We start from the raw sequence: 12,032 nt of genomic DNA, 5'->3' as shown, positions 1-12,032 counted from the left end.
GCATTTATGCTTCGTCGTCGCCTTTGGCGCGGTTTTCGACGATCTCGTCGATATGGCCCCATGCCTTGGCTTCATCCGGTGTCATCCATGTGTCACGGTCCAGAGCTTTCTGAACAGTGTCATAGTCCTGGCCCGAGTGTTTGACATACATTTGATACATGCGTTCGCGGGTCCGCTCGATGTGGCGAGCGGAGATCAGGATGTCAGCCGCCATGCCTTGCGAGCCACCCGAGGGCTGGTGCACCATCACTTCGGAGTTTGGCAGGGCAAAGCGCATGCCCGGCTCACCACCGATGGCAATGGCCGACCCCATGGATGCCGCCATGCCACAAATGAGCGTGGACACTTTCGGTTTGATGTATTGCATCGTGTCATAGATCGAGAAACCGGCTGTTACCTCGCCACCGGGCGAATTCACATACATGCTGATTTCCTTCGAGGGATTTTCCGCCTCAAGGTGCAGCAGCTGGGCCACGACCAGATGGCTCATTCCTGAATGGATCGGACCGTTGATGAAAATGATCCGTTCTTTGAGCAGGCGGGAAAAGATGTCATAGGCCCGTTCGCCCCGGCTGGTCTGTTCGACAACCATGGGCACGAGATTGTTGGTGAAATGGGAATATTGTTCGATGGGGTCGCGCATATTTCTGCCTCGTCACACTTTGCGAGACCATACCCGCAAATAAGTTACTTGAGTCTTAGTATCGGTCATTCGGACCTGCAAGGGGCGGCAAGGCGCTTGAACCGGTACCGCATCCCGCTAGCTCAGCTTTCATGCAAGATGCCCTGACCCGATTTCCCCCGACCCGCCGCGCCGCCCTTGAACGGCTGAGCGCCTTTGTTCCGCATGCAGGGCGCGATTACGCCGCGCGCCGCAATTACGACCTGGGCCGGGATGGGCATGTGGGCGTTTCGACGCTATCGCCCTATTTGCGTGCACGGCTCATGACCGAAGCTGAGGTCGTGGAGGCCGTATTGGGCCGCCACAGCCCGCAAGCTGCCGAAAAGTTCATTCAGGAAGTGTTTTGGCGCACTTATTGGAAAGGTTGGCTGGAATTGCGGCCTGCGGTCTGGATCCAGTACAAATCGGCCCTCAAGGGTCAGATGAATGCCGTGCAAACCCAATCCGGCCTGCGCGACCGTTGGACAGCCGCCTGCACAGGGCAGACCGAAATCGAATGCTTCAATGCCTGGGCCAATGAACTAGTCGAAACAGGGTATTTGCACAATCACGCGCGTATGTGGTTCGCCTCCATCTGGATTTTCACACTGCGCCTGCCCTGGGAATTGGGAGCGGACTTTTTCCTGCGTCACTTGCTGGATGGCGATCCGGCGTCCAACACTTTGGGCTGGCGGTGGGTTGCCGGTATTCAGACCCCGGGGAAAACCTATCTGGCACGCACGTCCAATATCTCCAAATATACCGAAGGGCGCTATGCCCCGAAATGGCAGTTAGCAGGCGAGGCCGCTGCCATTCCCGGGCCGCCTGTGCCTGAGCGGTCTGCCTTGCCAGAAAGTGATACCTTTGAGGTCACGAAACGAACCGGCCTGTTGCTTCATGACGACGACTTGAGCCCGGGTTACATTCTGGATACGGGCCTTGCCCCGCGGGCCAGTGCAATCGTTACCACGCGCAAAAACCTGTCGCCGCTTGCCATCACACCGCACGTCGACGCCTTCGCGACGGCTGCCGCTGACGATGCAGCGGGGCGCTACGGCGAAAGACTGGGGGAAATGTCACATCTAACGGCGAGCGTTTCGGCCATTGTCGATTGGGCGGCTCAAAATGACCTGCAGCAAATTGTGACACCTTATGCGCCGGTCGGCCCTAACGCCGACCTCATCGCCCGTTTGAGAAGGGCCGAGGGTGCACCGCCAGTCAAAGCCGTCAGGCGCGCCTATGATAGTGCCGCCTGGCCACATGCCACGCACGGGTTTTTCCGGTTCAAGGACAAAATCCCGTCGCTGATTGGACAGATGCGGGGCCTGAGCCCCGCAACCTAGTGTTTAGCTCAGGCACTCAGCCAAGGCGCTGCCCATATTGCGCAGCAGATCAGGGTAGAGTGTCGGACCCGGCTCAAGCTTGGCGCCCAGCGGGTCGATCTCGCCCAGTTTTACTGGACCAAGGGCTGTCAGAAGACCCGGATTGAACTGCGGCTCTGTCAAGGCACATACGGCCCCGGTGGCCATGACAGCCTCTTGAAGTTCGGACATGCGACCCGCGCTGGGAGCCGCGGCATCCCCGGTCGAAACAGACCCGAGCGCTTCGATGTCAAAGCGATGTTCGAAATAGTGATAGGCGTCGTGAAAGACCACAAAGGGACGGCCGCGATAAGGATCGACCATCGCTTCGATTTCGGCCTCCAGCGCTTTCAAATCATTGATAAATTCAGCGGCATTGGCTTTGTAGATTGCTGCATTTGAGGGATCATGTTCCGCCAGCTCTTCTGCAATCACACCGGCCCAGAAAGCTGCGTTTGCAGGGGCGAGCCAGACATGTGGGTCTGTTGAACCATGTGCCGCGTGACCAGCATGATCATCGTGACCTGCATGTTCGTCATGGGCCTCTGCGTGCTGCCCATGCGCATGTTCGACTTCATGTCCATGCTCCTCATGTTCATGCTCATCTTCTTGCGCGTGCTCTTCATGACCGTTGTCAGCGTGGGCATGTTCTTCGTCAGCATGCCCGTCGTGACCATCTTCTTCATGCGCATCTTTTTTGTCGTGGGCATGCTCTTGGTGATCACCATGTCCTGCCTCTTTCGGCTCCTCATGACCATGATCGTGATTGTGCGCACCAAAGGCCGCGCCCTCACGCACATCCAACAGTTCCGTGCCGTCCAGGTCTATCAACTCGATAACATGAGCTCCTTCGGCGAGGGTCCCGACCGGACCTTCCAACCACGGTGTCAATGCGTGACCTACCCATACCACGATGTCCGCCTGATCCAGCGCGCGCGCCTCGGAGGGGCGCATCTGATGACTGTGCGGCGAGGCCGTCGGGGGGGTGATCAGGTCAGGCGAACCCACATCACCCATGATCGCGGCAACGATTGAATGGATAGGGGCAATATCCGCAGCAACGCGTGGCACCTCGGCTTGCGCGGCACCCGCACCAATACCCACAATCATCGCAGCCATAGCATAACGCATCTTGAACTCCATTGTTATATCATAACATCAACGACACCTTGCTATCGGTTATACTATAACATATCAAGCGACAAAATAGCCGAGAGTATACGGAGCATCCCATGGCCGCCATCGGCTTTGATCCACATGACCATTCCGCTTGCATCAGCAGCACGCTGAGGCAGGCAGAAACCTATTGCGCCGAACACAAGTTGAAGCTGACGCCGATCCGACGCCGCGCGCTTGAAATCCTGCTGGCCGAGCATCGCGCCTTGGGTGCTTATGATCTGCTGAGCCACTTTGCCGCCGAGGGCCTAGGCTCCGCCCCACCAGTGGCCTACCGAGCATTGGATTTCCTGACCTCAGCAGGCTTTGCCCATAAGATCGAAGGGTTGAACGCCTATATTGCTTGCGCCCATCTGGGATCAGATCATGCCCCAGCTTTCCTGATTTGCACCGCATGTAAATCCGTGGCCGAGGCCGAGACCGAAGCATCAGATGGTCGACTAGGCGCTGCCGCACGCGCGGCAGGGTTTCAAATCGACCGGATTGTCGTCGAGGCCCTGGGCCTGTGCCCCACCTGTCAGGACGCTGCATGAGCTTGATCACCGCCGAGAAGCTGACCTTGTCACAGGGTGGCAAGACCGTGCTGCGCAACGTGGATTTCTGTATCGACCGTGGTGAGATTGTCACGCTGGTTGGCCCCAACGGCTCAGGAAAATCGACACTGGTAAAGGGGCTCATCGGCGCGCTGACACCCACCAGCGGGTCTGTCATCCGCGCCCGCGGAATCAGCATCGGTTACGTTCCACAAACCCTTCAGTTGGATGGGTTTTTGCCCCTGACGGCGGCACGGTTCCTCAGCCTGCCTCAACGCCAAAACAGCGCCGATATCGAGGCCGCTCTGAGCGAGGCTGGCGTGCCAGGCCTCGCCCGTTCGCAGCTGCGCGCACTCTCTGGAGGGCAATTTCAACGGGTTCTTCTGGCGCGAGCACTCCTGCTGAAGCCCGACATCCTGATCCTTGATGAGGCCACACAGGGCCTGGACCAACCGGGTGCAGCCGCCTTTTACCGCCAGATTGCGGATGTTCGCGAACGGCTGAACTGCGCTGTTTTGATGGTCAGCCATGATTTACACGTTGTGATGGCCGCATCTGATCGGGTGATGTGCCTTAATGGTCATGTGTGCTGTGAAGGCACGCCCGATGTCGTGCAGGACGCGCCTGAATACCGCGCACTCTTCGGCACAGGAACGCAGGGAGCATTCGCGCTTTACCGACACCAACATGACCACGATCACGACCATGCTTGATGATTTTCTGATGCGCGCCGCCTTGGCTGGTGTTGGCACGGCTCTGGCCGCCGCACCCCTAGGCTGTTTCGTGGTCTGGCGTCGGATGGCCTATTTCGGTGATGCCACCGCCCATGCGGCACTGATGGGTGTTGCCTTGTCTCTGGCCTTTCAGGGGCCAATCATGCTCGGGGTTCTGGCTACGGCCATGATGATGGCCCTTTTGGTCCAATCACTATCCGGGCGCGGCCTGGCCGAAGATACGTTGCTCGGGGTTCTGGCGCATAGCGCCTTGGCCATCGGTCTCGTCGCTGTTTCGTTCCTGTCTGGGGTCCGTGTCGATCTGATGGGCTACCTCTTTGGTGATATCCTCGCGGTATCCAAGACAGATCTTGCGCTGATCTGGGCGGGGGCCGCGGCAGTTATCAGCCTGATGGTTTGGCGGTGGCAGCGGATGCTGGCAGCGACGCTGAATGCGGATCTTGCACAATCGAGCGGTATTTCGCCCCGTGCTGAACAACTGGTTCTGACGTTGGCACTGGCTCTTACAGTTGCGGTGGCGATCAAGGCGGTGGGTGCCCTGCTGATCGGGGCGCTGCTGGTGATCCCGCCCGCCGCGGCGCGGCCTTTGGCAGGCACGCCCGAGATGATGGCGCTTGTGACGGCGGTGATTGGCGTTATGGCGGCCATCGGCGGGCTTGGAGCGTCCTTCCACCTCGACACGCCCACGGGACCCACAATGGTTTGCGTGGCGGCGGGACTGTTCGTCCTGACCAGCCTCGTGGCACGGATGGTGCGGCGCGGCTAAGGGACGGTGGGCAGGGCGTCTTTGCCAAAGGCAAAGAGCGTCCGACCCCGTCCCTCACACACCCAAATATCGATCCGCCACTTCCGCGTTCAGTACATCCATCGTGCCCGTCCAAACGGATTTCCCACGCTCCAAGATCACCGCCCTGTCTGAGACGCGGGACAATTCCGCCAGTGATTTATCGACAACAATCAGCGCAAGACCGGTCTCCGCCTTGAGGCGCGCAAGTGCGGCCCATATCTCTTGCCGCACCACCGGCGCCAAACCTTCCGTCGCCTCGTCCAGGATCAACAAGCGGGGATTGGTCATCAGCGCCCGACCAATGGCTAACATCTGCTGTTCGCCCCCCGACAGGCTCGACGCCATTTGATCACGCCGCTCGGCTAGACGCGGAAACAGCTCCGTCACAGCCGCAAAACTCCATACACCCGCACGCGCCGCCGCAATCAGGTTTTCATATACCGTCAAATTCGGAAAACAGCGGCGGCCCTCAGGCACAAGGCCGAGGCCCGCTCGGGCGGCAACATGGGGTGGCATCCCCCCCAAATCCATCCCGGCAAATTGCACCTGCCCGGAAGCATGTTTCAACAAACGGCACATCACCTTGACGGTCGACGATTTACCCATCCCATTGCGCCCCATGAGCGCAAGGACCTCACCTTCACCCACTTGCAGATCGACACCAAACAAAGCCTGGGTTTGACCGTAGGAGGCTTGCACATTCTCCATACGTAACAAAGTCATATCACGATCTCTTCACCCAGGTAAGCGGAGCGCACCTCAGGATTTGCACGGATTTCATCCGCGGTGCCAGTGGCGATGATCTTGCCATAGACCAACACAGAAATTCGGTCGGCGAGCGCAAACACGGCATCCATGTCATGCTCCACCAACAAGATTGGTGCCCTGCTGCGCAGGTCATCCAGAAACCCGGTCATGCGGCGCGATCCATCAGCCCCCAAGCCCGCCATAGGTTCGTCCATCAAGAACACGTCAGGTTCTAACGTCAGCGCGACCGCGACTTCCAATAAACGGCGTTGCCCGTGGCTTAGCTCAGAGGTGCGCACCAAGGCCTGCTCCATCAAACCCACCCGCGCCAAAGCCCGTTCGGCAGTGCCGCGCAACGCTTTGTCCCGCATCACATTTCCCAGAAAACGCCACACGGAGCCCCGCGCGCCCAAAGCGCCCAGAACAGCGTTTTGAAGCACCGTGTATTCCATCGCCAGCGAACTGATCTGAAATGTCCGGCCTAACCCGGCCCGTGCCCTTGCGGCGGTGGGCAATTTCGTCACATCGCGACCGTTCAACCAAACCGTGCCCGCATCAGGCACAAGTGCCCCCGCAACCTGTTTGATCAGCGTCGATTTGCCTGCCCCATTTGGGCCGATCAACGCATGAATTTCACCAGGCTTCAGCGAAAGCGTCACATCATCTGTGGCTTTCAACGCACCGAAAGATTTGGACAATCCTTCGATATGCAGTAGGGGATCAGTCATGGGCCACTGCGCGTCCCGCAAGCGTCCCGATCAAACCGCCTCGGGCAAAGAGCACCACCAAAAGCAAGATTGCGCCGACATAGATCAGCCAGAACTCGCTGACCCCGCTCAACATATGTTCCAACACTACAAACAGGCACGCCCCCGCCACGGGGCCAAAAAGGCGTCCGATCCCGCCCAATACGATAAAGACGATGAACTCGCCCGACATTTGCCAACTGAACATCGACGGCGAGACAAAGCGGTTGAGATCGGCAAAGAGCGCCCCCGCAAGCCCCGTAATTGCACCCGAGATCACAAAGGCAACAAGGCGGAGTCGAAACGGGGTCAGACCCACTGTCTCAACCCGCTCTGCGTTCTGACGGGCGGCGTTCAGAGCCAGACCAAAAGGTGATGCCGCCAAGCGGCCCATTGCCCAGAGCACAAGCGCCAGAATGGTAAAAACCAAGCCAAAGAACTGGATTGGGACCAAGGTATTCAAGCCCGGAAAATCGTTGCGAACATAGATGCTCAGCCCGTCTTCACCGCCGTAGGCAGGCCAAGAGATTGCAAAATAGTAAAACATCTGACCGAAGGCGAGCGTGATCATGATGAAGTACACACCCGAAGTACGCAGGCTGAGCGCGCCAATTGCCAAGGCCGCGAAGGCGGAAGCGATCACCGCTACCAGCCAGATCACCGGCATCGATTTCGTCCCCTCAATCACAATCCACGTGTCAATCAAAGGCACATAGGACTGCGCATGGCTGGCCAATATCCCCATTGCATAGCCGCCAATTCCGAAAAACGCGGCGTGACCCAGGCTGACCAGCCCGCCCAATCCGAGGGCAAGGTTCAGACCGACCGCCGCCAGCGCAAGGATGGCCGCGCGCGTGGCCAGTGTGATGGTGAACGGCTCGTCCAGCAGCAATGCGGCACCTGCGACTGCCGGAAGGCTGAGGAAGATCAGCGTGTTGATGATGCCCTCGCGTCGTATCATACCGTTCCGAAAAGGCCCGTGGGCCGGTAGAGCAGCACGATGGCCATCAGGATATAAATCGACATAGACGCGAGCGCAGAGCCGACTGCCGTAGCCGTCGATGCATCCATGAAAACGCCAAAGGCAAGCGGCAGCAACACGCCCCCAAGCGTATCAGTCAGACCAACCAGAAGCGCCCCGACAAGCGCCCCCTTGATCGAGCCGATGCCGCCGATCACAATGACCACAAAAGCAAGGATTAACACGGGCTCGCCCATTCCGACCTGGACCGATTGGATGGCCCCAACCAATGCACCCGCCAGCCCAGCAAGGGCCGCGCCCAAGGCAAAGACGATTGTATAGAGCCGTGAGATATCAACGCCCAAGGCCCCGATCATCTCGCGGTCACTTTCCCCCGCACGGATCTGAATGCCGATCCGCGTGCGTGCAATCAGCAAAAACAGCCCGGCAGCGATCGCAAGACCCACGACAATGATCAGCAAACGATAGGCCGGATATAGTATTCCTCCCGGTAATGTCACCGGCCCCGCCAAGGCCGCAGGCACGTCAAGGTAAAGCGGGAAGGATCCAAAGACCCACCGCGTGCCTTCGGAAAAGATCAGGATCAGCGCGAAGGTGGCAAGGACCTGATCAAGGTGATCGCGGTCATAAAGCCGCCGGATCACCACCATCTCGATCACCGCGCCCGCTGCCGCAGCCGCGATTAAGGAGGCCATCAGCGCCAGCACAAAAGACCCCGTCGCACCGGCAACCGCCGCCGCCGCAAAGGCACCCACCATATAAAGCGAGCCATGCGCCAGATTGATCAATCCCATGACCCCAAAGATCAAAGTCAGACCAGCCGCCATCAGGAACAGCATGATCCCCGATTGCAACCCGTTCAGCACCTGTTCGATCAAAAGAAGGGTCGTCATAGCCCTACCCAATCCGGCAAGATCACCGGACAAGTCATTGAGAAAAATGGGTAAGCCCCGGCCGTGACCGGGGCTGTTGCGTTACATCTCGCAATCGGCGCCGTAGACATCCGAATGGTCAGACAGGGCCACACCCACCAATTTGTTGGTTACGACATCACCCTCCTTGACGACCTCGCGCATGTAAACATTCTGGATCGGGTGGTGATTGTCTGCAAAGGCGAAATCACCCCGAACCGACTGGAAATCGGCCTCTTTCAACGCGGAGCGGAAAGCATCCGCATCCTTCACATCCGCCTTACCCATCGCCGAGATCAAGAGCAGAGCGGTGTCGTAACCCTGCGCGGCATAAAGCGACGGCAAACGCCCATACTCGGCTTGAAACGCGCTGACAAATTCGGCGTTTCCCGGCACGTCGAGATCCTTGGACCAATGGGCAGTGTTCTTGACCCCCAAGGCGGCTTCGCCGATCGCACCAAGTATGCCCTGATCAAAGCTGAAAGCGGGGCCCATCACCGTCTTGTCGACGCCAGAGCCGGAATATTGCTTCATGAACGAAATGCCCATGCCGCCGGGCAGGAAGAAATAAACCGTGTCGGCATCCGAAGCGCGGATTTGCGCGATCTCGGCGGCGTAATCGGTCTGGCCCAGCTTGGTGTAAACCTCGTTCACGACCTCGCCTTTGAATGTCCGTTTGAACCCTGTCATACCGTCCTTGCCTGCCGGATAGTTGGGCGCAATGAGAAAGACCTTTTCGATCCCGTTCTCGGACGCCCATGCGCCACCCGCCTCGTAAAACGCGTCATTTTGCCAGCTAACGTTGAAGTAGTTCTGATGACATCCACGTCCTGCAAGGGCCGAAGGGCCGGCATTTGGCGACAGGTAAAACGCGCCCTGCGCCGTCGCTGCGGGCACGACGGCCATGGCCAGGTTGGACCAGATGATGCCGGTCATGACGTCGACTTTTTCCGATTGGATCATCTTGTCAGCCAATTGCACGGCAATGTCGGGCTTGCGCTGGTCATCCTCGATTACGAACTCAAGGCTGTCATTGCCCTTTGCCGCCAACAAAAACCCGTCACGCACGTCAATGCCGAGGCCTGCACCGCCGCCGGACAGGGTCGTGATCATACCAACCTTGACCTTGCCGCCATGCCCATCTGCGAGCGCTGCCGTGCCCAAGGCCGCCACACATGCGGCTGCCATCATAGTCTTCAACGTCATAAATCTTTTCCCATGAATGCGGGCTCTATCGGCCCTCTTATTGTGGATCATCAGACCCTTATGAGGCTGTGTTCTGTCAAGCCCTGATATGCGTTACGTGACCCTTTGGCGGGTCAGATATTGCGGGTCGTCCCATATCCGGTCACGCATGACCACTTCAATATGATCAACCGCAGCAATCACATCTGCCTCGTCGATGTAAAGCGGAGTAAAACCAAAGCGCATGATGTCGGGCGCACGGAAATCTCCTATGACGCCGCGCGCAATCAGGGCCTGCATCGCGGCGTAACCGTTCTCGAATGCGAACGAGACCTGGCTGCCGCGCTGTGCACTGTCACGTGGACTGGCGAGCGCCAACTGCGGAACGCGTGCCTCAACGTGATGGATAAAGGTTTCCTGCAAAGCGATTGATGCAGAACGTAATTCTGACATATCCACAGCCTCCCAAACCTCAAGTGCGGCCTCCAGTGCGGCCAGTTGGATGACAGGTGGCGTGCCCACGCGCATGCGCTCGATCCCAGGTGCGGGCCGATATTCGAGGTCAAAGTCAAAGGGCGCGTCATGGCCCAACCATCCGGCCAACGCCGGTTCAATCGTATCCGCCAGATCGGGACGCACATAGATAAAGGCAGGCGCGCCGGGACCGCCATTGAGGTATTTGTAAGTGCAGCCCACCGCAAGCTCGCAACCACATCCGGCCAGATCAACCGGAATGGCGCCGGCGCTGTGGGCCAGATCCCAGATCATTATCGCACCGGCGGCATGCGCACGCTTTGTCAAATCACCCATATTGTGCAATCGACCTGTGCGATAGTCGACCTCGGTCAGCATCACCGCGGCCACACTGTCATCAATTGCCTCGGTAACCTCGTCAGGGGCAACAACCCGCAATTCGTATCCTTGATCAAGCGCACGGATCAGCCCTTGAACCATATAAAGGTCGGTCGGGAAGTTGCCGGAATCGCTCAGAATAACACGTCGCTCAGGCCGCATCCTGATGGCAGCTGCCACTGCTTGATAAACCTTGATTGATAACGTATCGCCCATCACAACAGAGCCGGTGGGCGCTCCGATCAACCGACCAACCGCATCGCCGATCCGCGAAGGTTGCGCCATCCAACCGGCACTGTTCCAGCCCTTGATCAATTGCGCGCCCCATTCGTCCTGCATCATGGCAGCGACACGGGCTTTGGCTGTATTGGGCAGCGGACCCAAAGAGTTTCCATCAAGGTAAATCATCCCTGTGGGTAAGTCGAAAAAGTCTTTTTGCAGAACCATCTACAGGTCTCCTCTCACGTGCCAAAGCTCTGGAAACAGCTCAACTTCGAGCATCTTGCGCAAATAGGCCACCCCCGCGGTACCACCAGTGCCGCGCTTGAATCCGATGATCCGTTCAACCGTGGTCACATGATTGAAACGCCATCGGCGGAAATAGTCTTCAAGGTCCACCAGCTTTTCCGCCAACTCATATAGTTCCCAATGGGTTGCGGGGTCTTCGTAAACATGTTGCCACATGTCTTGGATCGGTTGCTGTGCTACCCATGACGCCTGTGCTGGCAGGCCCGCAGGGTCAGAAAGGTCCAACCCTCGCGCCGTCAGCGACAAGGCCACCTGATACAGGCTCGGTCGTTGAAGTTCATCCATCAGCACGCCATGTGCTTCGGCCTTATGTGCGTGCACTTTCGTCAGGGCCGTTTGGCGATTGCCCAGAATGAATTCAATCATCCGGTACTGATGCGATTGAAAGCCCGAGGAATTGCCCAAAGCCGGGCGAAAATCTGTGTACTCGCTGGGCGTCATGGTGCGCAGAACGTCCCACGCGCCGTTCAATTGCTCAAAAATCCGGGTCACCCGGGCCAGCATCTTGAAAGCAGGGCGCAGGTCGTTGGCCAGAATTGCATTACGCGCAGCATGCAATTCGTGGATCGCCAGACGCATCCAAAGCTCGGATGTTTGGTGCTGGATGATAAACAGCATCTCGTCATGGGCCTCAGAGCGCGGATGCTGAGCGTAAAGCAGCGCGTCCAGCCCCAGATAATCGCCATAGGACATGTCCTTGGCGAAATCGAGCTTGGCCCCGTGATGATCGGTCATGCTCCCTCCTGTGACGCGAGACTTTTGCCCGGAAAAACCCGAACAGCATTGATCGGACTGTCGCTTGTAACGCCCAGGCGCGCAACCGTCGAGA

Annotated in this window: 13 protein-coding genes; 4 read left to right on the top strand and 9 right to left on the bottom strand. The window is 58.3% G+C overall.

What is annotated here, in order from left to right:
* Positions 1-4: 4 nt before the first annotated feature.
* Positions 5-643: an ATP-dependent Clp protease proteolytic subunit gene (locus Q1A44_RS19105; RefSeq protein WP_299628500.1), complete on the bottom strand. Its 639-nt coding sequence runs from the start codon at positions 641-643 to the stop codon at positions 5-7.
* A gap of 131 nt (positions 644-774) precedes the next feature.
* Here Q1A44_RS19105 and Q1A44_RS19100 point away from each other — a divergent pair, with 131 nt between their 5' ends.
* Positions 775-2,004 carry an FAD-binding domain-containing protein gene (locus Q1A44_RS19100; RefSeq protein ID WP_299628498.1) on the top strand — a complete coding sequence of 410 codons (1,230 nt, stop codon included), beginning with the start codon at positions 775-777 and terminating at the stop codon, positions 2,002-2,004.
* 3 nt (positions 2,005-2,007) lie between these two features.
* Here the strand turns inward: Q1A44_RS19100 and Q1A44_RS19095 are convergent, their stop codons facing one another.
* On the bottom strand, positions 2,008-3,153 hold the full coding sequence (locus Q1A44_RS19095; protein WP_299628495.1) for a zinc ABC transporter substrate-binding protein: 1,146 nt from the start codon (positions 3,151-3,153) through the stop codon (positions 2,008-2,010).
* A 101-nt stretch (positions 3,154-3,254) separates the two neighbouring features.
* On the opposite strand from Q1A44_RS19095, the gene Q1A44_RS19090 reads away from it, so the two are divergent.
* The 3 genes from Q1A44_RS19090 to Q1A44_RS19080 are packed head-to-tail and all read left to right on the top strand — an operon-like array spanning position 3,255 to position 5,231.
* The gene (locus Q1A44_RS19090; RefSeq protein WP_299628493.1) at positions 3,255-3,731 is read left to right on the top strand and encodes a transcriptional repressor; all 477 of its coding nucleotides are present in this window, start codon (positions 3,255-3,257) and stop codon (positions 3,729-3,731) included.
* On the top strand, positions 3,728-4,444 hold the full coding sequence (locus Q1A44_RS19085) for a metal ABC transporter ATP-binding protein (RefSeq protein WP_299628491.1): 717 nt from the start codon (positions 3,728-3,730) through the stop codon (positions 4,442-4,444). The genes Q1A44_RS19090 and Q1A44_RS19085 overlap by 4 nt, the downstream gene beginning before the upstream one ends.
* A complete protein-coding gene (locus tag Q1A44_RS19080; RefSeq protein WP_299628536.1) occupies positions 4,437-5,231 on the top strand; it encodes a metal ABC transporter permease in 795 nt (264 codons plus the stop codon). Before Q1A44_RS19085 ends, Q1A44_RS19080 begins: the two co-directional genes overlap by 8 nt.
* A 54-nt stretch (positions 5,232-5,285) precedes the next feature.
* On the opposite strand, the gene Q1A44_RS19075 is transcribed toward Q1A44_RS19080, so the two are convergent.
* The 7 genes from Q1A44_RS19075 to Q1A44_RS19045 all read right to left on the bottom strand — a co-directional run bounded on the left by Q1A44_RS19075 (position 5,286) and on the right by Q1A44_RS19045 (position 11,938).
* Entirely contained in the window at positions 5,286-5,975 is a 690-nt protein-coding gene (locus tag Q1A44_RS19075) for an ABC transporter ATP-binding protein (RefSeq protein WP_299628489.1), read from the bottom strand.
* Positions 5,972-6,727 carry an ABC transporter ATP-binding protein gene (locus tag Q1A44_RS19070; RefSeq protein ID WP_299628487.1) on the bottom strand — a complete coding sequence of 252 codons (756 nt, stop codon included), beginning with the start codon at positions 6,725-6,727 and terminating at the stop codon, positions 5,972-5,974. Before Q1A44_RS19070 ends, Q1A44_RS19075 begins: the two co-directional genes overlap by 4 nt.
* Positions 6,720-7,703: a branched-chain amino acid ABC transporter permease gene (locus tag Q1A44_RS19065; RefSeq protein ID WP_299628535.1), complete on the bottom strand. Its 984-nt coding sequence runs from the start codon at positions 7,701-7,703 to the stop codon at positions 6,720-6,722. The genes Q1A44_RS19070 and Q1A44_RS19065 overlap by 8 nt, the downstream gene beginning before the upstream one ends.
* Positions 7,703-8,620: a branched-chain amino acid ABC transporter permease gene (locus Q1A44_RS19060; protein ID WP_299628485.1), complete on the bottom strand. Its 918-nt coding sequence runs from the start codon at positions 8,618-8,620 to the stop codon at positions 7,703-7,705. The genes Q1A44_RS19065 and Q1A44_RS19060 overlap by 1 nt, the downstream gene beginning before the upstream one ends.
* Positions 8,621-8,701: 81 nt before the next feature.
* Positions 8,702-9,844 (bottom strand): ABC transporter substrate-binding protein, encoded by a 1,143-nt coding sequence (locus tag Q1A44_RS19055; RefSeq protein ID WP_299628483.1) that lies wholly within the window; start codon positions 9,842-9,844, stop codon positions 8,702-8,704.
* Positions 9,845-9,937: 93 nt separating this feature from the next.
* Complete coding sequence (gene kynU, locus Q1A44_RS19050) at positions 9,938-11,122, bottom strand: kynureninase (RefSeq protein WP_299628481.1); 1,185 nt, start codon at positions 11,120-11,122, stop codon at positions 9,938-9,940.
* A complete protein-coding gene (locus tag Q1A44_RS19045) occupies positions 11,123-11,938 on the bottom strand; it encodes a tryptophan 2,3-dioxygenase family protein (protein ID WP_299628479.1) in 816 nt (271 codons plus the stop codon). It lies immediately after the preceding gene.
* Positions 11,939-12,032 lie beyond the last annotated feature (94 nt).

It is taken from the genome of uncultured Tateyamaria sp. (assembly GCF_947503705.1).
Classification (GTDB): Bacteria; Pseudomonadota; Alphaproteobacteria; order Rhodobacterales; family Rhodobacteraceae; genus Tateyamaria.
This window is presented reverse-complemented; position numbering and strand designations above follow the sequence as displayed.

Bases quoted from the DNA above. Each gene is read 5' to 3' on its own strand.
- Q1A44_RS19105 (WP_299628500.1), bottom strand. From the start codon at position 643: ATGCGCGACCCCATCGAACAATATTCCCATTTCACCAACAATCTCGTG.
- Q1A44_RS19100 (WP_299628498.1), top strand. From the start codon at position 775: ATGCAAGATGCCCTGACCCGATTTCCCCCGACCCGCCGCGCCGCCCTT.
- Q1A44_RS19095 (WP_299628495.1), bottom strand. From the start codon at position 3,153: ATGCGTTATGCTATGGCTGCGATGATTGTGGGTATTGGTGCGGGTGCC.
- Q1A44_RS19090 (WP_299628493.1), top strand. From the start codon at position 3,255: ATGGCCGCCATCGGCTTTGATCCACATGACCATTCCGCTTGCATCAGC.
- Q1A44_RS19085 (WP_299628491.1), top strand. From the start codon at position 3,728: ATGAGCTTGATCACCGCCGAGAAGCTGACCTTGTCACAGGGTGGCAAG.
- Q1A44_RS19080 (WP_299628536.1), top strand. From the start codon at position 4,437: ATGCTTGATGATTTTCTGATGCGCGCCGCCTTGGCTGGTGTTGGCACG.
- Q1A44_RS19075 (WP_299628489.1), bottom strand. From the start codon at position 5,975: ATGACTTTGTTACGTATGGAGAATGTGCAAGCCTCCTACGGTCAAACC.
- Q1A44_RS19070 (WP_299628487.1), bottom strand. From the start codon at position 6,727: ATGACTGATCCCCTACTGCATATCGAAGGATTGTCCAAATCTTTCGGT.
- Q1A44_RS19060 (WP_299628485.1), bottom strand. From the start codon at position 8,620: ATGACGACCCTTCTTTTGATCGAACAGGTGCTGAACGGGTTGCAATCG.
- Q1A44_RS19055 (WP_299628483.1), bottom strand. From the start codon at position 9,844: ATGACGTTGAAGACTATGATGGCAGCCGCATGTGTGGCGGCCTTGGGC.
- kynU (WP_299628481.1), bottom strand. From the start codon at position 11,122: ATGGTTCTGCAAAAAGACTTTTTCGACTTACCCACAGGGATGATTTAC.
- Q1A44_RS19045 (WP_299628479.1), bottom strand. From the start codon at position 11,938: ATGACCGATCATCACGGGGCCAAGCTCGATTTCGCCAAGGACATGTCC.